The 23,370-nt window shown below is 70.8% G+C and carries 16 protein-coding genes; 12 read left to right on the forward strand and 4 right to left on the reverse strand.

What is annotated here, in order from left to right; translation table 11 throughout:
* The first annotated feature begins 22 nt into the window (after window positions 1–22).
* From OG219_RS08690 to OG219_RS08720, 7 genes are all read left to right on the forward strand, one after another.
* Window positions 23–631 (forward strand): MBL fold metallo-hydrolase, encoded by a 609-nt coding sequence (locus tag OG219_RS08690; RefSeq protein WP_266824568.1) that lies wholly within the window; start codon window positions 23–25, stop codon window positions 629–631.
* 33 nt (window positions 632–664) lie between these two features.
* Window positions 665–3,121: an FAD-dependent oxidoreductase gene (locus OG219_RS08695; protein ID WP_266824570.1), complete on the forward strand. Its 2,457-nt coding sequence runs from the start codon at window positions 665–667 to the stop codon at window positions 3,119–3,121.
* A 21-nt stretch (window positions 3,122–3,142) separates the two neighbouring features.
* Window positions 3,143–4,297: an N-methyl-L-tryptophan oxidase gene (gene solA, locus OG219_RS08700; RefSeq protein ID WP_266824572.1), complete on the forward strand. Its 1,155-nt coding sequence runs from the start codon at window positions 3,143–3,145 to the stop codon at window positions 4,295–4,297.
* Between the two features lie 11 nt (window positions 4,298–4,308).
* Window positions 4,309–5,454 carry an aromatic ring-hydroxylating dioxygenase subunit alpha gene (locus OG219_RS08705; RefSeq protein WP_266824574.1) on the forward strand — a complete coding sequence of 382 codons (1,146 nt, stop codon included), beginning with the start codon at window positions 4,309–4,311 and terminating at the stop codon, window positions 5,452–5,454.
* Window positions 5,447–6,913, forward strand: coding sequence for an aldehyde dehydrogenase family protein (locus OG219_RS08710; protein WP_266824576.1), 1,467 nt, complete (start codon window positions 5,447–5,449; stop codon window positions 6,911–6,913). The genes OG219_RS08705 and OG219_RS08710 overlap by 8 nt, the downstream gene beginning before the upstream one ends.
* A gap of 309 nt (window positions 6,914–7,222) precedes the next feature.
* Entirely contained in the window at window positions 7,223–8,785 is a 1,563-nt protein-coding gene (locus tag OG219_RS08715; RefSeq protein ID WP_266824578.1) for an APC family permease, read from the forward strand.
* A gap of 90 nt (window positions 8,786–8,875) precedes the next feature.
* A complete protein-coding gene (locus OG219_RS08720; RefSeq protein ID WP_266824580.1) occupies window positions 8,876–10,426 on the forward strand; it encodes a GMC family oxidoreductase in 1,551 nt (516 codons plus the stop codon).
* Between the two features lie 73 nt (window positions 10,427–10,499).
* Here OG219_RS08720 and OG219_RS08725 read toward each other — a convergent pair whose 3' ends face one another.
* From OG219_RS08725 to OG219_RS08740, 4 genes are all read right to left on the reverse strand, one after another.
* Entirely contained in the window at window positions 10,500–15,350 is a 4,851-nt protein-coding gene (locus OG219_RS08725; protein WP_266824582.1) for a hypothetical protein, read from the reverse strand.
* Window positions 15,351–15,409: 59 nt separating this feature from the next.
* Window positions 15,410–16,288 (reverse strand): hypothetical protein, encoded by an 879-nt coding sequence (locus tag OG219_RS08730; RefSeq protein ID WP_266824584.1) that lies wholly within the window; start codon window positions 16,286–16,288, stop codon window positions 15,410–15,412.
* Between the two features lie 133 nt (window positions 16,289–16,421).
* Window positions 16,422–17,948 carry a hypothetical protein gene (locus tag OG219_RS08735; RefSeq protein WP_266824586.1) on the reverse strand — a complete coding sequence of 509 codons (1,527 nt, stop codon included), beginning with the start codon at window positions 17,946–17,948 and terminating at the stop codon, window positions 16,422–16,424.
* 93 nt (window positions 17,949–18,041) lie between these two features.
* Window positions 18,042–18,746, reverse strand: a complete 705-nt coding sequence (locus OG219_RS08740; RefSeq protein ID WP_266824588.1) for a GntR family transcriptional regulator — start codon at window positions 18,744–18,746, stop codon at window positions 18,042–18,044.
* Window positions 18,747–18,937: 191 nt separating this feature from the next.
* On the opposite strand from OG219_RS08740, the gene OG219_RS08745 reads away from it, so the two are divergent.
* Genes OG219_RS08745 through OG219_RS08765 form a run of 5 tightly spaced genes read left to right on the forward strand, consistent with a single transcriptional unit; the run spans window position 18,938 to window position 23,363 of the window.
* On the forward strand, window positions 18,938–20,257 hold the full coding sequence (locus OG219_RS08745) for an MFS transporter (RefSeq protein ID WP_266824590.1): 1,320 nt from the start codon (window positions 18,938–18,940) through the stop codon (window positions 20,255–20,257).
* Window positions 20,258–20,262: 5 nt separating this feature from the next.
* On the forward strand, window positions 20,263–21,105 hold the full coding sequence (locus tag OG219_RS08750) for a putative hydro-lyase (protein WP_266824592.1): 843 nt from the start codon (window positions 20,263–20,265) through the stop codon (window positions 21,103–21,105).
* 19 nt (window positions 21,106–21,124) lie between these two features.
* A complete protein-coding gene (locus tag OG219_RS08755; protein WP_266824594.1) occupies window positions 21,125–21,883 on the forward strand; it encodes a LamB/YcsF family protein in 759 nt (252 codons plus the stop codon).
* Entirely contained in the window at window positions 21,880–22,497 is a 618-nt protein-coding gene (locus tag OG219_RS08760; RefSeq protein ID WP_266824596.1) for an allophanate hydrolase subunit 1, read from the forward strand. The genes OG219_RS08755 and OG219_RS08760 overlap by 4 nt, the downstream gene beginning before the upstream one ends.
* A complete protein-coding gene (locus OG219_RS08765; protein WP_266824598.1) occupies window positions 22,494–23,363 on the forward strand; it encodes a biotin-dependent carboxyltransferase family protein in 870 nt (289 codons plus the stop codon). The genes OG219_RS08760 and OG219_RS08765 overlap by 4 nt, the downstream gene beginning before the upstream one ends.
* Window positions 23,364–23,370: the final 7 nt, after the last annotated feature.

Raw genomic sequence — 23,370 nt, forward strand, 5'->3', positions numbered from 1 at the left:
CGGAACTCGACAGAGCCACGGCGTGCGAGTCCAACGCGTCGTCACCTCGGGCGCGTTCAGCCTCGACGGTGACACCTTCGACGTCGACAACAACGTCTGGCTCCTCGGCGACGACGAAGAGGTGCTGATCGTCGACGCCGCCCATGACGCCCGTACGATCCACCAGGCCGTCGGGGGCCGTGCGGTGACCGCGATCGTCTGCACCCACGCGCACGACGACCACGTCGACGCGGCCGTCGAACTCGCCGAACTCACCGGCGCACCCGTCCTGTTGCATCCCGCGGACCACGAGCTGTGGGCCGCCACGCACCCCGACCGCAAGCCGGACGGTGAGCTGACCGACGGCCAGCGCATCACCGTCGCCGGCATCGAGATCCAGGTGATCCACAACCCGGGCCACACCTGGGGCAGTTGCTCGCTCTACGTTCCGTTCCTGGACACGGTCTTCACCGGGGACACCCTCTTCCACGGTGGCCCCGGCGCGACCGGCCGCTCCTACTCCGACCGGCCCACCATCGAGGCCTCCATCCGCAACCGGCTACTCACCCTCCCCGGCAACACGGTCGTCCGCACCGGACACGGTGAAGACACCACCGTCGCCGCCGAGCGGCCCAACGTCCGCACGCCCTGAGCGCGTTCGCTCCCCACCCCGGCAAGGAGGGGCATGTCCAGTACGCCCGAAACCCATCCCCGCGTGGTCATCGTGGGCGCCGGCATCGTCGGCTGTTCGCTCGCCGACGAGCTGACCGCCCGCGGCTGGACCGATGTCACCGTTCTCGAACAGGGGCCGCTGCCCGCCCCGGGCGGCTCCACCTCGCACGCGCCAGGGCTGGTGTTCCAGACGAGCCCGTCCAAGACGCTCACCGCGTTCGCCCGCTACACGGTCGAGAAGTTCAACTCCCTCCAGGTGGACGGGGTTTCCTGCTTCAACCAGGTCGGCGGCCTGGAGCTCGCGACCACGCCGGAGCGCCTGGCCGAACTGCATCGCAAGGCCGGCTATGCCGCCGCCTGGGGCGTGCGCGGTGAGGTCGTCAGCGCGGCCCGTTGCAAGGAACTCTGGCCACTCATCGACGAGTCGACCGTCCTCGGCGGCTTCCACACGCCCGACGACGGTCTGGCCCGCGCCGTGCTCGCGTCCCGCGCCCAGATGGCACGCGCCGTCGAAAAGGGCGCCCGCTTCCTGGACCGCCACACGGTCACCGGCATCGAGCAGGAGGACGGAAGAGTCACCGCCGTCGTCACCGACCGCGGCTCCTTCCCCGCCGACCATGTCGTCTCCGCCGCCGGCTTCTGGGGCCCGGTCATCGGCCGCATGGCCGGAGTCGAGGTCCCGCTGCAGCCGCTCGCGCACCAGTACGCGAAGACTCACCGGCTCCCCGAACTGGCAGGCGCGACAGAAGAAGCCGAAAGGCCCATCCTCCGCTTCCAGGACCGCGACCTCTACTTCCGCGAGCACAACGACCGCATCGGCATCGGCAGTTACGCCCACAAGCCGCTCACCGTCGACCCGTTCGCGATCCTCCCGTACGACGAGGCGCGCGCGAACGACATGGACATGCCGTCCTCCTTCCCCTTCACCCAGGAGGACTGGGCGCCGAGCTGGGACGACTGCCGCTGGCTGATGCCGGCCCTGCGCGAGACGGAGATCGAGGAGGGGTTCAACGGAGTCTTCTCCTTCACTCCCGACGGTATGCCCGTCCTCGGGGAGTCGCGAAAACTGCGCGGCTTCTGGCTGGCCGAGGCCGTCTGGGTCACCCACTCCGCGGGGGTCGCGAAGGCCGTCGCCGAGTGGATGGTCGACGGACGCGCCTCCATCGACCTGCACGAGTGCGACCTCACGCGTTTCGAGGATGCGCAGCGTTCACCGTCGTACGTCCGTGAACGCGGTTCACAGCAGTTCGTCGAGGTGTACGACATCCTCCACCCCCTCCAGCCCATGGAGCACCCGCGCCCCCTGCGCGTCAGCCCCTTCTACGCCCGGCAGCAGGAACTCGGCGCGCACTTCCTGGAGGGCGGCGGCTGGGAGCGCCCGCACTGGTACGAGGCGAACGCCCCGCTCGTCGACGCGCTCGGCCCCCTTCCCGAGCGCGACGCCTGGTCGGCCCGCTACTGGTCGCCCATCGCGGCCGCCGAGGCGAAGGCGACCCGCGAGAAGGTCGCGCTGTACGACATGACCCCGCTGCGCCGCCTCGAAGTCACCGGCCCCGGCGCCCTCGGCTTCCTCCAGCGCATGACCACCAACAACCTCCGCAAGAAGCCCGGCGCGGTCACGTACACCCTGCTCCTGGATGAGACGGGCGGCGTACGCTCCGACCTCACCGTCGCGCGCCTCGCCCCGGACCGCTTCCAGGTGGGCGCCAACTCCCCCACAGACCTGGACTGGTTGACCCGGCACGCCCCCGACGACGTACACATCCGCGACATCACCTCCGGCACCTGCTGCATCGGTGTCTGGGGCCCGCTCGCCCGCGACCTCGTCCAGCCGCTGACCCGCGACGACTTCTCGCACGAGGGCTTCGGCTACTTCCGGGCGAAGGAGACCTACCTCGGGCACGTCCCGGTGACGGCGATGCGCCTGTCGTACGTCGGCGAGCTGGGCTGGGAGTTGTACACCAGCGCCGACCTCGGACTCAGGCTCTGGGACACCTTGTGGGAGGCGGGACAGCGGCACGGCGTGGTCGCGGCCGGGCGCTCCGCCTTCAACTCCCTTCGCCTGGAGAAGGGTTACCGCGCCTGGGGCGTCGACATGACGGACGAGCACAACCCCTACGAGGCGGGCGTCGGTTTCGCCGTCCGCATGGACAAGGACGGGTTCGTCGGCCAGGAGGCATTGCACGGTCTGGCCACAGCGGAACCGGCACGCAAACTCACCCCCCTCCTCCTCGACGACCCGGCCGCCGTGGTCCTCGGGAAGGAGCCCGTGTTCGTCGACGGTGCCCCGGTCGGCTACGTGACCAGCGCCTCGTACGGCTACACGCTGGGCCGCTGCGTCGCGTACGCCTGGCTGCCGGCGCTCGCGAGCGGCACCGGTGTGCACATCGAGTACTTCGGCCAGAAGGTGGCCGCGACCGTCGCCGACGAGCCGCTCTTCGACCCGAAGATGACCCGCATCCGCCGCTGACACACCCTCAGGAGGCTTTCCGTGTCCCCGACTTACGACGTGATCGTGATCGGTCTCGGCGGTATGGGCAGCGCCGCCGCCCACCACCTGTCCGCCCGGGGCGCCAGCGTGCTCGGCCTGGAGAAGTTCGGTCCGGTCCACAACCGCGGCTCCAGTCACGGCGGTTCGCGGATCACGCGCCAGTCCTACTTCGAGGACCCGGCGTACGTACCGCTCCTGCTGCGCGCGTACGAGCTGTACGACGAGGTTGAGCGGGCCACCGGGCGAGACATCGCGACTCTCTGCGGCGGCGTGATGATCGGTACCCCCGACTCCTTGACCGTCTCCGGCTCGCTGCGCTCCGCCACGCAGTGGGACCTGCCCCACGAGATCCTGGACGCCACCGAGATCCGCCGCCGCTTCCCGACGCTCAACCCGAACGACGACGAGGTCGCGCTGTACGAGGCCCGTGCGGGGTTCATCCGACCCGAGAACACCGTCGCCGCGCACCTCCAGCTCGCCACCCGCCAGGGCGCCGACCTGCACTTCGAGGAGCCGATGACGCGCTGGGAGCCGTACAAGGACGGAGTACGCGTCCACACGGCCGAGAACACCTACACGGCGGGCCAGTTGGTGATCTGCCCCGGGGCGTGGGCGCCGCAGCTGCTCACCGATGTGGGGGTGCCGTTCACCATCGAGCGGCAGGTCATGTACTGGTTCCAGCCGACGACCGGGGTCCGGCCGTTCCTCCCCGAGAACCACCCCATCTACATCTGGGAGGACGCGGCCGGAGTCCAGGCCTACGGCTTCCCGTCCATCGACGGACCGGATCTCGGCGCCAAGGTCGCCTTCTTCCGCAAGGGCGTCGAGTGCACCCCGGAGAACATCGACCGGACCGTGCACGAGGACGAGATCCAGGCCATGGCGGACCACATGGCCCGCTGTATCCCCGACCTGCCTGGCACCTTCCTCAAGGCCGCCACCTGCATGTACTCCAACACACCCGACGAGCACTTCGTCATCGCGCGGCACCCCGCGCACCCGGAGTCCGTCACCGTGGCCTGCGGGTTCTCCGGGCACGGCTTCAAGTTCGTGCCGGTCGTCGGCGAGATCCTCGCCGACCTGGCCCTGCAGGGCAGCACCGAGCACCCGATCGGCCTATTCGACCCCCACCGCCTCGCCGCCGCGCCCGCCTGAGGAGTACGCACGTGACGACGACCCCCATCTCCCCGAGCCCCCTCTCCCCCAGCCTGATCGCCACCCTCCCGGGGCACTACTACACCGATCCGGAGATCTTCCGCGCGGAACAGGAACGGCTCTTCGAGTCGATGTGGTTCTGTGCCGTCCGCTCGGCAGATCTCGACAAGCCCGGCGCCTTCCGCACGGTCCAGGTCGGCCGCGAGAGCGTCCTGATCACCCGCTCGCGCACCGGTGAACTGCGCGCGTTCCTCAACATCTGCCGTCACCGCGGGGCCCGGCTCTGCACGGAGGAGTCCGGCGAGGTGCGCCGCAACCTCCAGTGCCCGTACCACGCATGGACGTACGACCTCGACGGCAAGCTGGTCGCCGCGCCCAACCTGATCAAGATGCCGGACGTCGACCGCACCGAATACGGCCTGGTCAAGGTGGCTCTGCGGGAGTGGCTCGGCTACGCCTGGGTGTGCCTGGCCGACGAGCCGGCGTCCTTCGAGGAGACCGTGATGGGCGCGGCCGTGGAGCGGCTCGGCAACGCGGCGGCCATCGAGCACTACGGCACCGAGAACCTCGCCCTCGGAAAACGCATCACCTATGACGTGAAGGCGAACTGGAAGCTGATCGTCGAGAACTTCATGGAGTGCTACCACTGCGCCACGATCCACCCCGAGCTCACCGACGTGCTCCCGGAGTTCGCCGAGGGTTACGCCGCCCAGTACTACGTCGGCCACGGCGCCGAGTTCGGCGAGGAGATCAAGGGTTTCACGGTCGACGGCAGCGAGGGATTCGCGAAGCTGCCCGCAGTAGCAGACGATCAGGACCGTCGTTACTATGCGATAACTGTCAAACCGACCGTTTTCATCAACCTTGTCCCGGACCATGTCATCCTGCACCGCATGTTCCCCCTCGCCGAGGACCGCACGGTCGTGGAGTGCGACTGGCTCTACGCACCCGAGGTCGTCGCGTCGGGCGCCGATGTGTCGAAGTCCGTGGAACTCTTCCATCGAGTCAACGCTCAGGACTTCGAGGCCTGCGAACGTACGCAGCCCGCGATGGCGTCCCGCGCCTACCGGCGGGGCGGGGTCCTGGTGCCCACCGAGCACCACATCGGGATCTTCCACGAGTGGCTCATAGGCATGCTGGGAGGCATGGATGGCTGATCTCTATATCGACGGCGCCTGGACGAGTGCCCGGGAGAAACGGACCCGCGAGATCCGCTGCCCGGCCGACGGCTCGCTCGTCGCCGAAGTGGACGAGGCGGGCGGCCAGGACACGGCCGACGCGATCGCGGCCGCGCGCCGCGCCTTCGACGAGGGCCCCTGGCCCCATACGCCCGCGAACGAGCGCGGCGATCTGCTGCTGCGGGTCGCCGATCTCCTCGTACGCGACAAGGAGGCGCTCGCCCGCGCGGAATCCCTCGACACCGGCAAACGGCTGGTGGAGAGCGAGTACGACATCGACGACATCGTGAACTGCTTCCGCTACTTCGGGCGGCTCGTGGCGAGCGAGGGCGGCCGGGTCGTGGAGACGGGTTCGGAGGGCGTCGACAGCCGGGTCGTATACGAACCGGTCGGCGTCTGCGCGCTGATCACGCCCTGGAACTATCCGCTGCTCCAGACTGCCTGGAAGGTCGCCCCGGCGATCGCGGCGGGCAACACCTTCATCCTCAAGCCGAGCGAGCTGACCCCGCACACCGCGATCCATCTGATGCGCCTCCTGGAGGAGGCCGGACTGCCCGCCGGCGCGGGCAATCTGATCCTCGGCGCGGGGCCCGAGGCCGGCGCACCGCTGGGCGAGCACCCGGACGTGGACCTGGTGTCCTTCACCGGCGGTCTGCAGACCGGCCGCAGGCTCATGGCCGCGGCGGCCGGGACGGTCAAGAAGGTCGCCCTCGAACTCGGCGGCAAGAACCCGAACATCGTCTTCGCGGACGCCGACTTCGACACGGCCGTCGACATGGCGCTGACCGCCGTCTTCCTGCACTCCGGGCAGGTGTGCTCGGCCGGCGCCCGGCTCCTGGTCGAGGACTCGCTGCACGACCGGTTCGTGGACGAGGTCGTACGCCGGGCCCAACTCATCAGGCTGGGCGGGCCGTTCGACGAGCGGGCACAGACCGGGCCGCTGATCTCGGCGGCACACCGGGCGAAGATCGAGGCGTACGTCGCCAAGGGTCTTGAGGAGGGCGCGGTGCTGCGCTGCGGCGGGACGCGGCCTGCCGATCCTCCGCACGCGGAAGGCTTCTACTACCTGCCGACCGTGCTCGACGAGTGCTCCGGCGGGATGTCCGTCGTCCAGGAGGAGTCCTTCGGGCCCGTCCTCACCGTGGAGCGGTTCACGGACGAGGCGGAGGCGGTACGGCTGGCCAACGCCACGATCTACGGGCTGGCCGGCGCGATCTTCACCTCCGACGAGGCGAAGGCGCAGCGGGTCGCGTCCGCGCTGCGCATCGGCACCGTCTGGATCAACGACTACCACCCGTACGTCCCGCAGGCCGAGTGGGGCGGTTACAAGCAGTCCGGCTTCGGGCGGGAGCTCGGGCCTGCCGGTCTCGCCGAGTACCGCGAGACGAAGCACATCTGGCGTACGACGAATCCGAGTCCGCAGGGCTGGTTCGACTAGCCCGGCCAATGGCTCATCCATCCACTGGTTCGGCCACTGGCCCATCCACTGGTTCGACCACTAGTCCACCCGCCGGTTGAACCACCAGTCCACTAGACGATTCGACCACCGGCCCAGCTGCTGGTCGAACCACCAACCCACCCGCCGGTTCGACCAATCGGAACCCTATAATCCGGAACTCGCTGATCGGCGAACGATCCAGCGCTCGCCGATCAGTCCTATGATCCAGCACCCGCACACACCTACGACCCCGCACGAGCCGCACTCCCCTCCCGCCCGGGAGAACTCCCCTCTTTCAGGAGGCCGCTCATGACCACCACGGCTCAGCCACCCGAGCAACACGAGGACGACTCGGAACTGGCCGAGTTCGGGTACAAACCCGAACTCAAGCGCACCCTCGGCAACTTCCACACCTTTGCCGCGGGCATCAGCTACATCTCCATCCTCACCGGCACCTTCCAGCTCTTCTACTTCGGCTACGCCAGCGGCGGACCCGCCTACTGGTGGTCCTGGCCGATGGTCTTCATCGGCCAGTTCATGGTCGCGCTCTGCTTCGCCGAACTCGCCGCCCGCTATCCCGTGGCCGGCTCCGTCTACAACTGGTCGAAGAAGGTGGGGAACCCGCACATCGGCTGGTTGGCGGGCTGGACCATGCTGCTCGCCTCGATCGTGTCGATCGCCGCTGTGGCCCTTGCATATCAGCTGACGCTTCCTCAGATCTCTTCCGTGTTCCAGTTCGTGGGCGACGGCACGGGCAAGTACGACGTCGCCACCAACGCCGTGCTGCTGGCCTCCGTACTCATTGTCTTCACCACCCTGGTGAATGCCCTCGGTGTGAAGCTGATGGCCAGAATCAACACGGCGGGCGTCTTCATCGAGCTGATCGCGACCGTCGTACTGATCGTGCTGTTCGCGGTGCACATCACGCGCGGTCCGCAGGTCGTCATGGAGACGAACGGCACGGGAACGGGCATGCCCGGCGGCTACCTCGGCGCGTTCCTGGTCGCGTCGCTCGCGTCCGCGTACGTGATGTACGGCTTCGACACGGCCGCGTCGCTCGGTGAGGAGTCCGTCGACCCCTCGCGCAACGCGCCGCGCGCCATCCTCCGCGCCATCATCGCCTCGTTCGTGCTCGGCGGACTCGTCCTGCTGTTCGCCCTGATGAGCGTCTCCAGCCTGACGGGCGAGCAACTGTCCACGGACGGCCTGCAGTACATCGTCCTCGACGTGCTCGGCGAGGACGCGGGCAAGGCCATGCTGTGGTGCGTGTTCATCGCGGTCACGGTGTGTGCCCTGGCCGTGCACACGGCGGCGATCCGGCTGGCCTTCGCGATGGCCCGCGACAACAACCTGCCCGCCGCGTCCAAGCTGGCCAAGGTCAATCCGCGGTTCCAGACCCCGGTCCTGCCCGCGGTCATCATCGGCATACTCGCGCTGGCGATCCTGGTGGTGAACATCCGTCAGCCGCAGATCTTCACGGTCGTCACCAGCATCGGCATCATCATGATCTACCTCGCGTACCTGGGCGTCACCGTGCCCATGCTGGTCGCCAGGTTGCGCGGCCAGTGGCAGCCCGCGGGCGACGGCAAGTTCTCGCTCGGCCGCTGGGGGCTGCTCGTCAACATCCTCGCGGTGCTGTGGGGCACGGCCATGACGATCAACCTGCTCTGGCCGCGCGCCGCGGTCTACAACGCGACCGCCCCGTTCCACTGGTACCTGAAATGGGGCGCCCTCCTCTTCGTCGGCATCGTGATGGGAGGCGGCTTCGCCTACTACTGGTTCGTGCAGCGGCACCGGACCGGGGTGCTCACCGAGCACCAGCTGGCGCAGGCCGCGCCGGCCCCGCCCGAGGACGCTTCGGCACCCGAGTAGGCGCCCAACGTGGGCGACCGAGCGAACGACTGAGTAAACGACTGAGCAAGCGAACCGAGTAAGCGTCTGACTCAAGGAGGTCAACTCCCCATGAACCCAGATGAGTTCGACTACGTAGTGGTCGGTGGCGGTACGGCCGGCAACGTGGTCGCGGCAAGGCTCTCCGAGGACCCGTCCGTCACGGTGTGCGTGCTGGAGGCGGGACCGAGCGACGTCGGCGACGACGACGTGATGAAACTGGAGCGCTGGATGGGCCTCCTTGAGTCCGGCTACGACTGGGACTATCCGGTCGAGCCGCAGGCCAGCGGCAACAGCTTCATGCGGCACGCCCGCGCCAAGGTGCTCGGCGGCTGTTCCTCGCACAACTCCTGTATCGCCTTCTGGGCGCCCGCCGAAGACCTGGACGACTGGGCGGCGGCGGGCTGTACGGGGTGGAGCGCGGCCGAACTCTTCCCGCTCTACCAGCGATTGGAGTCGAACGACGCTCCCGGCGACCACCACGGCCGCACCGGCCCGGTGAAGCTGCGCACGCTGAAGGGCGAAGACCCCTGCGGCACCGCCCTGTTGGAGGCGTGCGCGCAGGCGGGCATTCCCACCACTGGTTTCAACACCGGCAAGACCGTGATCCGCGGCGCCAACTGGTTCCAGATCAACTCCGACGAGAACAACATCCGGCAGTCCTCGTCGGTGGCGTACCTCCACCCGATCATCGGGAAACGGCCCAACCTGGAGGTACGCACCGGGGTCCGGGCCAAGAAGCTCGTCCTCGACGGCCGTCGCTGCATCGGCGCCGAGTACCTGGACCCGGACCTGATCCACACCCGGACGGTACGCGCCCGCCGCGAGGTCATCGTGTCCTGCGGATCCATCGACACGCCGAAACTGCTGATGCTGTCGGGCATCGGACCCGCCGAGCAGCTGCGCGAGGTCGGGGTCGAAGTGGTCGTGGACTCGGCGGGCGTCGGCGAGAACCTCCAGGACCACCCCGAGGGCGTCATCATGTGGGACGCCAAGCAGCCCATGCCCACCACGTCCAGCCAGTGGTGGGAGGCGGGCATCTTCTACGACACCGAACCGGGCCTGGACCGCCCGGACCTGATGTTCCACTACGGCTCGGTGCCGTTCGACATGAACACCGCGCGCTGGGGCTATCCGACGTCCGAGAACGCGTTCTGCCTCACCCCGAACGTGACCCGCGCCAAGTCACGCGGCACCGTGCGGCTGCGCACCCGCGACTACCGGGACAAGCCGATGGTCGACCCGCGCTACTTCACGCACGAGCACGACGTGCGCGTGATGACGTACGGCCTGAAGCTGGCGCGGAAGATCGCGTCCCAGCCCGCGCTGAGCGGCTGGGCGGGTGCGGAGCTGGCCCCCGGCCCCGCCGTGCGGACCGACGACGAGCTGCTCGACTACATCCACAAGACCCACAACACCGTCTACCACCCGTCCTGCACCGTGAAGATGGGCGCGGACGACGACGCCGCCGCCCCGCTCGACGCGCGGCTGCGGGTCAAGGGGGTCGAGGGTCTGCGGGTCGCGGACGGCTCGGTGATGCCGGACCTCATCTCCGTCAATCCGTGCATCACGACGATGATGATCGGCGAGAAGTGCGCGGACCTCTTGAAGGAGGACGCGTAAAACGCCCCTTTAGGGGCGCGGGGAACTGCGCGACCAGCCACAACCGGCCCGCAGGTCCCCCACAACCGTTCGTCTACGGAACGCTCGGCGCCGGGCGCTTGAACATCCGCGTAGCCGTGATCTCACTGTGCCCGGCCTCCTCGGCGGCAGCCTGACGCGGCAGCCCCGGCCGGAGGTGCTCCTCCACGCTGATGTACTTCAGCCCGGCCCGCAGGTCGGCATCGTTGCGGAGCCGGATGACGAGCGGGAACTCGGCGAGCGCGGTCGTGTCGAACAGCCCCGTCGTGTAAAGGAGTTGGACACCGAGCGCATCCGACACAGCCCGCTGGAGCTCCAGCAGATACGTCGCGTTGGCGCGCCCGATGGGATTGTCGAGGAACAACGTGCCCGCGTGCCGGTGCTTGTCGCGACCCCGGTCGTTGCTGCGCAGCGCTGCCATCGTGCAGTAGAGCGCGATGGCGGCGGTGAGCAGCTGACCGCCCGAGAACACATCACCCATCTGCCCGACGGGGACGCGCTCGGCGCGCAGGACGGCGTCCGGCTTGAGGATCTCGACGGCGACGCCCTTTGGCTGGAGGGCGGCGCCGACTCCGCGCAGCAGCAGTGACATGCCGTCTCGGCGCATGTCCGAGTTCTTCTTGACCGCCGCGCGGGTGGCCTCGTCGACGACCTCGCCGAGCCGCTCGGCGAGCGTGGCCTGGTCGGGCTCCTCGAAGCGGATACGCAGGAACTCCTGCCCGGACCACTCGCCGAGCCCCTCCGGCAGCCGGGACAGCCGCTGTGCGGACCGCAGAGTGGCGAGCGCCGACTCGACGAGCCCCCGCAGCCGGTCCACGATCGAGTCGCGATTGCGCTCCAGTTGCTCCAACTCGTCGGTCAGCACCCGCAGTCGGGGCGCGAAGGCGTCCGCCCACTTCTGTGCGTGCTCGGGCAGTGCGGACGCGGGCAGCTCACGGATCTGCTGCCGCGCCGGGGTGCGCACCTGCTCGTACCGCGTGGAGTTGGCATGCCGTACGAGGATGTCACTGGCCTCTCGGACGGCGGCTTCGGCGGCGGACAGGTCGGTGGCGCAGCCGCGCAGGGAGCGGCGGGCCTCGGCGGCGGAGTGCCGTGCCTCTTCGAGGCTGCCGGGGTACGGCTCGGGCTCCTCCTGCTCCTCGTCGGAGTGCTCGCGCAGCAGATCTCTGAGCAGGGCGGCGGTCTCTTCGAAGCCCCCGCCCGCGTCCTCGGCGGCCCGGTGGGCGTCGAGCAGCTCGGCGTGGGCTTCGCGCGCCTGGCTCAACGCCTCGGTACGGGAAGCGAGTTCACCGGTGGCCGTGCGCAGCAGGACCTGCGCGTGCTCGGCGTCGCGCGGGACCAGCTCCTCCGACAGCACTGTGTGGGCCTCGCCGTCCTCGGGCGCATGCCGCTCGGCCTCGCCGCGCAGCCGTCCGAGCTGCTCGCTCGCGGTCGACATCCGGGTCTCCAGGAGCTGTACGAACTCCTCGGCGCGGGCGGCCGCGGCCTGCCGGGACGGCCCGTCGGAACCGTCCGGCGACTCCAGGAGCTGCCCCGCGCGCGTACGCACCTTGTTGCTGAGCCGCTCCCACTCGGCCAGCGCCGCGCTCTCCTCGCTCTCGGCCCGCGCCTGCTCGGCCCGAAGGTCGGCGCCGACACCGACCTTCTCGTACAGCTGCGATGCGGCCCGGTAGGCCTCGCGCAGGGCGGGCAGGGACGGCTTCGAGGCCGTCGACTCGTCTTCCGGTACGTCGTCGGGAGCGCCCGCGATCTCCGCGCGCTCGGCGCGCAGCGCGCGGGCGGTGCGGCGGGCGTCGTCGGCGGCGCGCTGGGCGGCGCGGCGGTCCTCGTCGGCGGCGCGGGCGCGCTCCAGGCAGACCTGGGCGCGGGCCTCCGACTCCGTTGCCTCGTCGGCGAGTTCGCGCAGCTTGACCTGCCAACCGGCGCGCTCGCGCAACCGGAATGCGAGCCCCGCGAGGGCGTCGGCTGCGCGCCGGGCGCGCTGCGCGGCCTCCTGCCGCTCGTCCCGTACGAGAGCTGCCTCGGCCGCTGCCTCGTCGGCCTCGGCCCGCACGGTGCGCGCCTCGGCCAGCTCGGCCTCGGCCTCCTCGGCGAACGCACGCGCGTCCCGAGCCGCTGCGGCGAGCTCGACGAGCCGCCCGGTGGGACAGCCGGTGCGCCAGGACGCGAGCCGCGCCGCCAGTTCACGGTCCTTGGCGAGCCGCCCTGCCAGTGTGCGGATCTCCTCGTCCCGCTGCGTCGTGCGCGTGCGCAGCGCCTGTCGCTCCTCGTCGGCGGCGTGCTCGTCGTGCATGGCCGGGTTCGGCGGTACGAGGAAGACGTCACCGTCACCCGCGCCGGGTGCCGGAGTCGGGGCGAGCAGCGCGGCGGCGGTGCCTACGGCGACGGCGGACCTCGGCAGCAGCGCGGCGTCGTTGAGCGCCTCGCGCGCCCGGGCGTGCGTGTCCGGGTCGGTGATGATCACGCCGTCGACCAGCTCGGGCCTGGCGGCCAGTACGCGCGCGTGGTCGACGGGGTCGACGGCCTGTGCGAGGTAGCGCCAGCCGGGCAGCGCGGGAATCCCGTGCTCACCGAGGAACTCGACGGTGGCGAGCACGTCCGGGCCGGGCGGCAGCAGGCCCCCGTCGCCGAGCGCCCCGAGGATCCGTGCGTCGTCGGCCGCGGCGGTCCGCAGGTCGAAGAGATGGCGCTCGGCGGAGGCGACACCGTCGTCGAGCAGTTCCCGCAGTTCGTCGGCGAAGTGGTCCAACTGCTCGGGAGCGAGGGGGCCTTCGGCCGTCGCCCAGGCCTCTCCCTGAGCCGCGCCCGCCGCCCCGAGCCCTGCCGCCCCGCTGACCGCGCCTCCGTCCTTGCTGCGCCCGCCAGAGGCACCCTGCCCATCAAGCCCGGCATCGCCCTCATCGGCGGTGTCACCCGCGCCGGGGCGAATGCGCGCCGTACGGGCACCGCCCTGAGTGTCGTCGTCGGCGCGGTCGGAGGCGCTGCCCACACCCCGGCCTCCGGGGGAACCCGTCGCCCCCGCCCGGGGAACCGGCACCCCACCGCGCCCCCCGCCGGAGGCACCCGGCAGGCTCAGCAACTCCGCCAGCCGCTCCTCCCCCGCCAGCCCCTCCGCGGTGCCCCGCTCGGCCTCGTACGACCGCTCGGCCGCCGTCGCCGCGTCCGCCGCGCGGGCCGCCGTCAGTTCCGCGCGGGACGCCGCGGAAGCCGCCTCGCGGGCGTGCTCGGAGGCGCGCCGGGAGGCCTCCCGGGCGGTGTCCCAGGCCGCGACGGCCGTCTTCTCGGCGTCGCTTGCGGCGAGCGCGGCCCGCGCCGGGTCGGCGTCGGGGGCACTGTCGTCGAGCCAGCCGGCCCGCACCGCTTCGGCGGTCTCCTGCTCGACCTCGCTCAGGCGCTGGCGCAGATGCCCGACCTCACTGCGGGCGCGCTGCGCGGCGGTGGCGGCAGCGGTCGCGTCCGAGTGAGCCGTCTCGCCGACCTCCTGGAGTCCTGCGGACCGCTCCTCCTCCTCGTTGGCGAGCGCCTCGGCACCGTCAGCGGCGCGGTGCAGGGCTCGTACGAGATCGACGGCGGCCTTGGCCCGCGCGGCGAGCGCCGGCGCGGCGTCCCGCTCGGCCTCGCGGATCGCGGCGGCCACACGCGCGGAGCGGTCGGCGGCGGAGCGATGCCGCAGTACGGCCTCGGCGGCCTGCCAGGCGGAGTGCAGGGTGCGCGCGTCGGCCAGCTCACGCTTCTGCGCGGCCGCTGCCTTCTCGGCTCCGGCGAGCGCCAACGAGGCGTGCCGGTAGGCGAGTTCGGCCGCGATCAGCGAGCTCGTGGAACGGGCACTCTCAGCCTCGGTGACGGTGTGCGCGGCGCCGGTGACCCGCTGGGCCAGCTCGCCGGCCCGGCCCCGCTCCCGCACGGCTCGCGCGGACAGGCGCCTGGCCAGTGTCCGCGTACGCCGCTCGGCACCCGCATGGATGTCACGTGCGCGTGCCCGTGCCCCGGCGGCTTCGACGATCCGCCCGAGCAGGTCCGCAGAGCCTGCCGTGAAGTCCCGCTCGGCGATGAGCTCGGCACGCCGGCCCAGCTTGTTGCCGAAACCGCCGACCAGGTCGGCGAGCCCGTCGGTGTCCCGGGTGTCGGTGACCGCGCGCAGCAGCAGGTCCGTGAAGTCGGAGTCCTTCTTCACCGCGAAGAGACCGGCGGCCTCACCCTCGTCCGCGTTCATCTCCCGCTGGTAGCGGAAGAGTTCGGGGTCCAGGCCCAGGTCGCCGAGGTGTTCGTTCCAGCGGTCGTGGATCTCCTCCCAGTGCACTTCGAGGTGCGGGTACGCCTTGCCCGCCTCGGTGATCGCGTCCCGGAAGCCCTTCATGGTGCGCCGTCGGCCCTGCGCCCCGGACGCGCCTTCCACGGGCGCCCGTACGGCGGTGGCCTCGGCGACCGGCAGATTGTCCAGGCTCAGTCCCGGACCTGGCCGGAACGAGTACCAGGCCTCGGCGAACTTCCGCGGGTCGTTGGAGACCTGCCGCCCCCGCCATTCGCTCACCTTGCCGACGACGACACACTCGCCGGTCAGCGTGTGCTGCCACTCCAGCGCCACATGCCCGCAGTCGTCGGCGAGCAGGAACTTGCGCAGCACACCGGAACTCGCGCCGCCCAGTGTGTTCCGGTGGCCCGGCAGCATCACCGAGAAGATCAGCTTGAGCAGCACCGACTTGCCGCCGCCGTTCTCCAGGAAGAGCACGCCCGCGGGCGCCGGGCGACGCGGCGGCCCGACGGGCTCCTCCTCGAAGAACTCCGCCTGGGTGGGCGCGGGGTCGGGCACCGGCTGACCCACTCCACGCAGGTCAAGCACGGTGTCGGCGTAGCGCGCACCGGCAGGCCCGATCGAGTAGAGGCGGACCCGGGACAGCTCGTACATGGCGGCGGACTCTCGTAGTCGTGAGGGGAGTTGAGGCGGTCGGACGGCTGATCGCCGGGTCAGGAGTGGAAGGGGAGTCCGGCGCCGGCCGCCAGCTCCACGTCCTCGGTGTCCTCGGCGGGCAGCAGACTCGCGGTGCCGTCGGTCACCGGAACGATGCCCAGCTCAAGGAGCTCGGCCATAGCGGCGCTTCCGGCCATGTCACGGACCTGGAGCTGATAACGGGCAGTCGTCCGGTACGTCCCACCGGAGTCGTCCCCGGTGCGCTGCAGAAACCCGGAGTCGGTGAGGAAGGCGACGGCCTTGCCGACGATTCCGGTGGTGGATCCTGCGAGTCTTCGCGCGTCCTTGGTGGCCCCGGTGGAGCTGCGCCGGGCCCAGATCCGCCAGGCCGCCTCCAGGCCCGGCGATTCCGTCGCCGGGTCGGTGTTGCGGCCCTCCTCCTCGGCCCGCTCCTCCAGGCGCCGGCAGGCCTGCCGTACGAACGCGTCGACCCCGTTGACCGAGACGCGCCCGATGTACCCGTCGTCCGCGAGGTCCTCGGGACGGGGAAACGCCATGGCGGCGACGGCGAGATGTGCAAGCCCGTGCAGGAAGCGGTCCCCCGAGTCGGCCGACGTCCGGCGCGCGTAGTCGCCCATGCGGACGGCGAACACGGAGTCCTCGGCGGCGGTCACGGCCATCCCCGCGCGCGGGGACACCTCCAGGACGACCAGCCCGAGCCCGGCGGCCACGGCGTCCGCGAGCCGCGCGAAAGGCGGATCCTCGCGGTACCGCCGCAGCAGCTCCGCGTACTCCTGGTCGCGCGCGGGCTGAAGCTTGGGCTGCAGCCCGAAAGCGACGAGCCGCGCGGCATCGGCGGCGTCGGCGGGCGTGATGGGCGCGTTGGCCGGTACGGCAGCGGCCTCCGGCTCACTCCACTCGACGTGCTCGGTCACGGGTGAAACTCCTTGGTCTGACAAACGAGGGCGAGGGCAGGTACGTAAGGGGCGCGGGGCTGTGACATATGCGGCTCCGCCGCGTGGGCGCGATCAGCCACAGCCGGCCCGCGGCCAAAGGACGAGCCACAGATCACGCCGCCTCCGATCTGCCCGCTGCCATCCCCACCGCATCCAGCAAAGCCATGCCAACGATGAGATCCGCCCCGCCGAACTCCGGATCGTCCAGCTCGGTCCCGTCGTCCACAGCGAACAACAGCTTCTGCTCACCTTGCCGATAAGCCGTGCCGACGGGTGGACTGGCAGCGTGCACGGCCAACAGGGCGACGAGGTAAGGCAGTTCAGGGTCCCGCCGCCGGGCATCGGCAAGCAGCCCGGACAGCCGCCGCGGCGCATCCGCGGGTAGGTCGAGCAGCTCCATGGCACTGGCGAGCTGCTCCTCGCTGAACCGGCTGTCGTCCGGCGTGGCGATCAGGTCGGGTTCGGGCATCTCGGCGCCCAGGTGCTCCCGCTCCATGGGAGGCGCAAGGAGTATGTCGACAAGGTCCCCGACACGTACCGACACGGGCGTACGCAGCCCCGTCCCGCGGGCGAAGAACGCGTCCGTCACCCGCAGCGCCTGCTCCAGGGGGAGCGGCAGCACGGGTGCGACGAGGTGCCCGTAGAGATCGATCCCCGAAGTGGTCATGGGCGTGGCGAAGGCCTGCCGGTCCTGCTCGGCACGGAACAGCGGCCCGGCCTCCAGGAGCCGAGACTGCAGCTGCGTATGCCTGCGGATGCAGTCCTTGACGATGTCGACCAGCTCCGCCGCACGGCGCTTCTGCTCGGGGTCCTCGGACTCGTCGCGGGCCTTGCGGATGTTGGTGAGGATCGCGTTCTCGTGGCGGTACCGGTCGGCGACGTGGTCGAGGGCCTCCGCGATCATGTCGGGCACGGCCTCGAGCCAGTCCACGGCCCGCACATTGCGGCGGGTCGCGTCCAGAGCCCTGCGCAGCGTCTCGGCGAACTGCACGGTCCGGTACCTGGCCTGCTCCGCGGCGAGCTGCGCGTCGGCGAGCCGGCCGCGGCTGATCAGCACCTCTAGCTTGACCTCGGCGGCGATCTGCGCACTGGTGACGTCGGTGTCGAGGGCGCCGACGAGCACATTGACCGCTTCATCCGTCGTACGGAGATACACACTCCCCCCGTATCCGGGCACCTCCTCGATCAGCTTGAAGTCGTAGTCGCGGCGTACATAGGAGCCGTCGGGCGCGAACGTGCCGTATACGGCCCGGAAGCCGCGGTCGACGCTGCCGACGTTGATCAGGTTCTCCAGGACCCAGCGGGCCACGCGCTCGTGCTCGGCGACGGGCCGCTGCGGGGCCTGGGCGGCGATGCGCGGGATGAGGCGGGCCACTATCTGGTCGTGGTCGGCGCCCGTGTCGAAGTCCATGTTCAGTGTGACGAGGTCGATGGCGGCGAGGGCCACCTCAGCCATCCCGTAGACCGAGTACTCACCCGCGAGATTCGCCTTGCGTACGTCGAGGTCGTGCAGCGGCGCGGTGCAGGCGAGCGCGCGCAGCCGCCGCGCCAGACCCTCGTCGGCGGCCGGGCCCGGTGCGGGGCGCGGCCCCGCGCTGAGCTGGGGCGGAACACGGTCCGTCGATGCAGGCGAAGTCACGGTGCACAGACTAGGTCCTCGGTCTGACAACGGTCGAAACGACCCAGAAGCGACCGCCCGTCACAGCGGCCGCCGCATTCGTCCCCCTGCTGCTCAGCCCGTCCCCTGCGCCCCGTCGGCCACCCGCCGCCCGTACACCGCCACAAGTCCCTTGAGCGAGTCGTCGAGATAGACCGCGAGCAGCCGCTCGGCGCCGTCCCGGTCGCCCTTCTGGAGGGTCTGGAGGATCTCGCGGTTGCGCACGAGGTACGGCTCGTGCAGCCGCCGCGGGTCGTCCACCACGTGGAACGCGAGGCGCAGTTCGGCGAAGACGCTGCGCATCAGCTCGTCGGTGCGGGCGCTCCCGGCGAGCGCGACGAGCTCCCGGTGGAAGTGGATGTTGGCCGTCGAGACGCCCGTCCAGTCACCTTCGCCCGCAGCCCGCCGCCCGTTCGCCACAGCCGTCGCGAGGCCGTCCACGGCGTACGGCGGCTCACCGAGCCCCCGGACCACGGCGCACTCCACGAGAGAGCGTGTGCGGTAGATGTCCTCGACGTCCTCGACGGTCAGGACCCGCACGAAGACCCCGCGATTGAGCTCGTGGACGAGCAGCCGCTCGTGCGTGAGCAGCCGGAACGCCTCACGCAGCGTGTTCCGCGAGACGCCGAGCGCCCCGCCGATGCTGTCCTCGGACAGCCGGGTGCCGGGCGGGAAGTACCCCTCCGCGATACGGCTCCTGAGGATGTCCGAGACCCGCTCGGCAGTGCTCGTGCGACCCAGCAGGGCGCGATCGTCGGCCAGTCCCGTCAGCTCTGCCATGCCCGGAATTCAATCGCAGATACAAGAACGAAACAACATGGGTATTGAGGGATCGTTCAACGATCCTCTACCTTGTCGGTCAGGCGTCAATCGCATGGCCGCGAAAACGGCCGCCGAAATTCGGCGCCGCGCACTTCCCGCACGGCACGGCTCAGTCCAAAGCACCCTCCGTCCCTCACTGCGAGGTGCCCATGAGCACGACCCCTCCACCCCAGGCCCTGACCGCCGAAGACCGCTCCGAGGCGGCTGAACTCACCCCCCAGGACGGCCCGTTCGCCTGGCTGCACGCTCTCGGTCCGCGCGGCCGGCGCGCCTTCGCCGGCGCGTTCGGCGGCTACGGCCTCGACTCCTACGACTACTTCACACTGCCGCTGAGCATGGTCGCGCTGGCCGCGTACTTCGGCCTGGACAGCGGCCAGACCGGCCTGTTCACCACCGTCACGCTGGTCGTCTCGGCGGTCGGCGGCGCCCTGGCGGGTGTGGTCGCCGACCGGATCGGGCGCGTCAAGGCCCTGATGATCACCGTGATCACGTACGCGGTGTTCACCGTGGCCTGCGGTTTCGCGCCCAACTACGAGACCCTGCTGGTTTTCCGCGCCCTTCAGGGGCTCGGTTTCGGCGGTGAGTGGGCGGTCGGCGCGATCCTGGTCGCCGAGTACGCGAGCCCCAAGCACCGCGGCCGTACGCTCGGCGCGGTCCAGAGTTCCTGGGCCGTCGGCTGGGGACTGGCCGTGGTCGTCTACACGCTGGTGTTCCAGTTCCTCGAGGACGACCTCGCCTGGCGCGTGATGTTCTGGACCGGCGCGCTGCCCGCACTGCTCGTCGTCTGGGTGCGGCGCCGGGTGCAGGACGCCCCGGAGGCTGCCGCCGTACGCGAGAAGAGCACCCAGAAGGGCTCGTTCGCGGCGATCTTCAAGCCCGCCACGGCCGGCAATCCCGGCCTCCTGCGCACCACGTTCTTCGCGGTCCTGCTGTCCACCGGTGTCCAGGGCGGCTACTACACGCTGGCCACCTGGGTGCCCACCTACCTCAAGACGGAGCGCGGACTGTCCGTCGTCGGCACCGGCGGCTACCTCACGTTCCTGATCTCCGGAGCCTTCCTCGGCTATCTCACCGGCGGCTATCTCACCGACAAACTGGGCCGCAAGCGCAACATCCTGCTCTTCGCGATCCTCTCGGCGCTGTGCATCCTCGCGTACGCCAACATCCCGAGCGGCGCCAACACCCTTCTCCTTGTGCTCGGTTTCCCGCTCGGCTTCTGCATGTCGGCCATCTTCAGCGGTTTCGGCTCCTTCCTCAGCGAGCTGTACCCGACGGCGGTACGTGGCACGGGGCAGGGCTTCACGTACAACACCGGGCGCGCCGTGGGCGCCGCGTTCCCCACCACGGTCGGCTTCCTGGCCGACAGTTGGGGCGTGGGCGGGGCGCTGGTCTTCGGCGCGATCGGGTACGCCCTCGCGGCCGTGGCGCTGATCGGACTCCCCGAGACCCGTGGGAAGGAACTCCTGTGACCTCCATGACCCCTGTGATCTCAGCCGACCGCACCACCCAGGACCGCCCGTTGAGCCTCCGCGACGGCCACGCGCACGCGTGGACCCCCAAGAAGGCGCGTGCCACGTTCCGTTCGGGCGTGTCGGGTCCCACCGCCGGAGTCGCCGCGGGCCACACCCAGGCGAACCTGATCTCGGTGCCCGCCGACTGGGCGTACGACATGCTGCTGTTCTGTCAGCGCAACCCGAAGCCCTGCCCGGTCCTCGACGTCACCGACGCCGGTTCCTGGACCACTCCGCTCGCCGAGGGCGGGGACCTGCGCACCGATCTGCCGCGCTACCGGGTGTGGGAACACGGCGAGTTGGTGGCCGAACCCACGGACGTGATCGACCACTGGCGCGGCGACCTGGTCTCGTTCCTCATCGGGTGCAGCTTCACCTTCGAGTGGGCGCTGAGCGAGGCGGGCGTCCCGATGCGCCACATCGAACAGGGCCGCAACGTCTCGATGTACGTGACGGGCCGCCAGTGCCGTCCGGCCGGGCGGCTGCACGGCCCGATGGTGGTGTCGATGCGCCCGGTCCCGCCCGAGCACCTGGCGGCGGCGATCCGGGAGAGCAGTCTGCTGCCCGCCGTGCACGGGAGCCCGGTGCACTGCGGTGAGCCGTCGGGTCTTGGCATCGGGGATCTCGCGCGTCCCGACTTCGGCGACCGGGTGGACGCCGAACCCGGCGACATCCCGGTGTTCTGGGCCTGCGGAGTGACACCCCAGGCGGCCGTGATGGCATCGCGCCCGCCCTTCGCCATCACCCACGCACCCGGCCAGATGCTCGTCACGGACACCCGTGACGAGCAGTACCGCGTGGCCTGAACAGGAGAGACGGCACCTCATGACACCGATCGATCTCAACGCCGACCTGGGCGAGGGCTTCGGCCGCTGGCGCCTCACCGACGACGAACAGCTGCTGTCCGTCGTCACCAGCGCCAATGTGGCCTGCGGTTTCCACGCCGGGGACGCGGCCACCATGCGGCGGGTCTGCGAGCTGGCGGCCGAGCGCGGTGTACGGATCGGCGCCCAGGTCTCCTACCGCGACCTGGCGGGTTTCGGGCGTCGCGCGATGGATGTGCCACCCGCCGAGCTGACGGCCGAAGTGGCCTACCAGATCGGCGCCCTGGAGGTCTTCGCACGTGCGGCGGGGTCACGCGTGTCGTACGTGAAGCCGCACGGCGCGCTCTACAACCGCGTCGTGCACGACGAGGAGCAGGCGGGGGCGGTCGTCGACGGCGTACTGCTCGCGGACGCCTCCCTGCCCGTCCTCGGTCTCCCGTCCTCCCGCTTCCTGAAGCTCGCCGAGCGGGCGGGACTGCCCACCGTCACCGAGGCGTTCGCGGACCGCGCCTACACCGAGGAGGGCACCCTGGTGCCACGTTCCCAGGACGGCGCGGTGATCACGGACTCCGACGCAGTCCTCGAACGCTCCCTCGGCCTGGCCCGCTTCGGCGTCATGACCTCGCACTCCGGGGAGCGCATCCCGGTCCGCGCCCGCTCCCTGTGTCTGCACGGGGACACCCCGGGCGCGGTGGACATGGCCCGCCGGGTCCGTGCGGGACTCGAGTCCGCGGGCGTCCGTGTGGAGGCGTTCGCATGAGGGCCCTGCCGGTCGGTGACCGCGCCCTGCTCATCGAGGTCTCCTCGGGCGACGAGGCCCAGGCCCTGCACGCCGAACTGCTGCGCCGCCGCGCGGACGGCTCCTTCTCGGTCGCAGAGATCGTCCCCGCGGCCCGTACGGTCCTCCTGGACGGCCTGGACGACCCCGCGCGCATGGCGGCCCGTCTCGCCTCCTGGGACATCCCGGCACTGCCCACGCGCGCGGAGCAGGCGATCGAGATCCCCGTACGGTACGACGGTCCCGACCTGGCGGACGTCGCGGCCCTGTGGGGGGTGCCCGAGCAGGAGGTGCCGGAGATCCACGCGGCGGCCGAATTCCGCGTCGCCTTCTGCGGGTTCGCGCCCGGCTTCGGCTATCTGACGGGGCTGCCCTCCGGGTACGACGTTCCCCGCAGGGCGACTCCGCGTACGACGGTTCCGGCCGGTTCGGTTGCGCTCGCGGGCCCGTACACCGGCGTGTACCCGCGCTCCTCGCCGGGCGGCTGGCAGTTGATCGGGACGACGGACGTGGTGCTGTGGGACCACGCGCGCGTGCCGGCCGCGTTGTTGGCTCCGGGTACCCGGGTCCGTTTCGTACCGACGGGGCGCTCATGACCGACCGGGCGCTTTCCGTCGTACGTGCCGGAGCCCTGACCACCGTCCAGGATCAGGGCCGCCCCGGCCACGCCCACCTCGGGGTACCGCGCTCCGGCGCGCTCGACGGGCCCGCGGCGGCGCTGGCCAACCGTCTCGTCGGGAACTCCCCCGAAGCGGCCGTCCTGGAGACGACGGTCAACGGGTGTGCCCTGCGCCCTCGTTCATCCGTCACCGTGGCGGTGGCGGGCGCGCCCTGCCCGGTCACCGTGGACGGGCGCCCCGCGCCCTGGGGAGCGCCGGTACGCGTACCGGCCGGCGCGCTCCTCGACGTGGGTCCCGCGCGCGCGGGACTGCGCAGCTATGTGGCCGTCTCCGGCGGAGTCGCCGTGGATCCGGTCCTCGGCAGCCGCTCCACGGACCTTCTCTCCGGCCTGGGCCCCCCGCCTCTCACGGACGGCACGGTGCTGCCCCTGGGACGCCCCGGCGCCCTGCACGCGCGCGTGGACGTGGTTCCGCAGCCCGCGCCGCCGTCCGAGCTGGTGCTGCGGGTGACGCCCGGCCCGCGTGACGACTGGTTCACGGCCGCAGCCCTGCGCACCCTGACCACCCGCCCCTACCGGGTGTCCTCGGCGAGCAACCGCATCGGCCTGCGGACGGAAGGGCCCTCACTGGAGAGGGCCGTTTCCGGCGAACTCCCCAGTGAGGGCATGGTCCTGGGTGCCGTCCAGGTACCGCCCGACGGCAGACCGGTCGTCTTCCTGGCCGACCACCCGACCACCGGCGGGTACCCGGTGATCGCTGTCGTCCGCCCGGCCGATCTCCCGGCGGCCGCTCAGGCCGTCCCCGGCACGCCGGCCCGCTTCGTGGCCGTACGACGGCGGTGAAGCGGCG

It is taken from the genome of Streptomyces sp. NBC_00038, from assembly GCF_026343635.1.
GTDB lineage: Bacteria > Actinomycetota > Actinomycetes > Streptomycetales > Streptomycetaceae > Streptomyces.

Excerpts from the sequence above, each read along its gene's own strand:
- OG219_RS08765 (WP_266824598.1), top strand. The coding sequence starts at position 22,494 with ATGACCGACCGGGCGCTTTCCGTCGTACGTGCCGGAGCCCTGACCACC.
- OG219_RS08760 (WP_266824596.1), top strand. The coding sequence starts at position 21,880 with ATGAGGGCCCTGCCGGTCGGTGACCGCGCCCTGCTCATCGAGGTCTCC.
- OG219_RS08715 (WP_266824578.1), top strand. The coding sequence starts at position 7,223 with ATGACCACCACGGCTCAGCCACCCGAGCAACACGAGGACGACTCGGAA.
- OG219_RS08720 (WP_266824580.1), top strand. The coding sequence starts at position 8,876 with ATGAACCCAGATGAGTTCGACTACGTAGTGGTCGGTGGCGGTACGGCC.
- OG219_RS08750 (WP_266824592.1), top strand. The coding sequence starts at position 20,263 with ATGACCCCTGTGATCTCAGCCGACCGCACCACCCAGGACCGCCCGTTG.
- OG219_RS08755 (WP_266824594.1), top strand. The coding sequence starts at position 21,125 with ATGACACCGATCGATCTCAACGCCGACCTGGGCGAGGGCTTCGGCCGC.
- OG219_RS08725 (WP_266824582.1), bottom strand. The coding sequence starts at position 15,350 with ATGTACGAGCTGTCCCGGGTCCGCCTCTACTCGATCGGGCCTGCCGGT.
- OG219_RS08695 (WP_266824570.1), top strand. The coding sequence starts at position 665 with ATGTCCAGTACGCCCGAAACCCATCCCCGCGTGGTCATCGTGGGCGCC.
- OG219_RS08710 (WP_266824576.1), top strand. The coding sequence starts at position 5,447 with ATGGCTGATCTCTATATCGACGGCGCCTGGACGAGTGCCCGGGAGAAA.
- OG219_RS08740 (WP_266824588.1), bottom strand. The coding sequence starts at position 18,746 with ATGGCAGAGCTGACGGGACTGGCCGACGATCGCGCCCTGCTGGGTCGC.
- OG219_RS08745 (WP_266824590.1), top strand. The coding sequence starts at position 18,938 with ATGAGCACGACCCCTCCACCCCAGGCCCTGACCGCCGAAGACCGCTCC.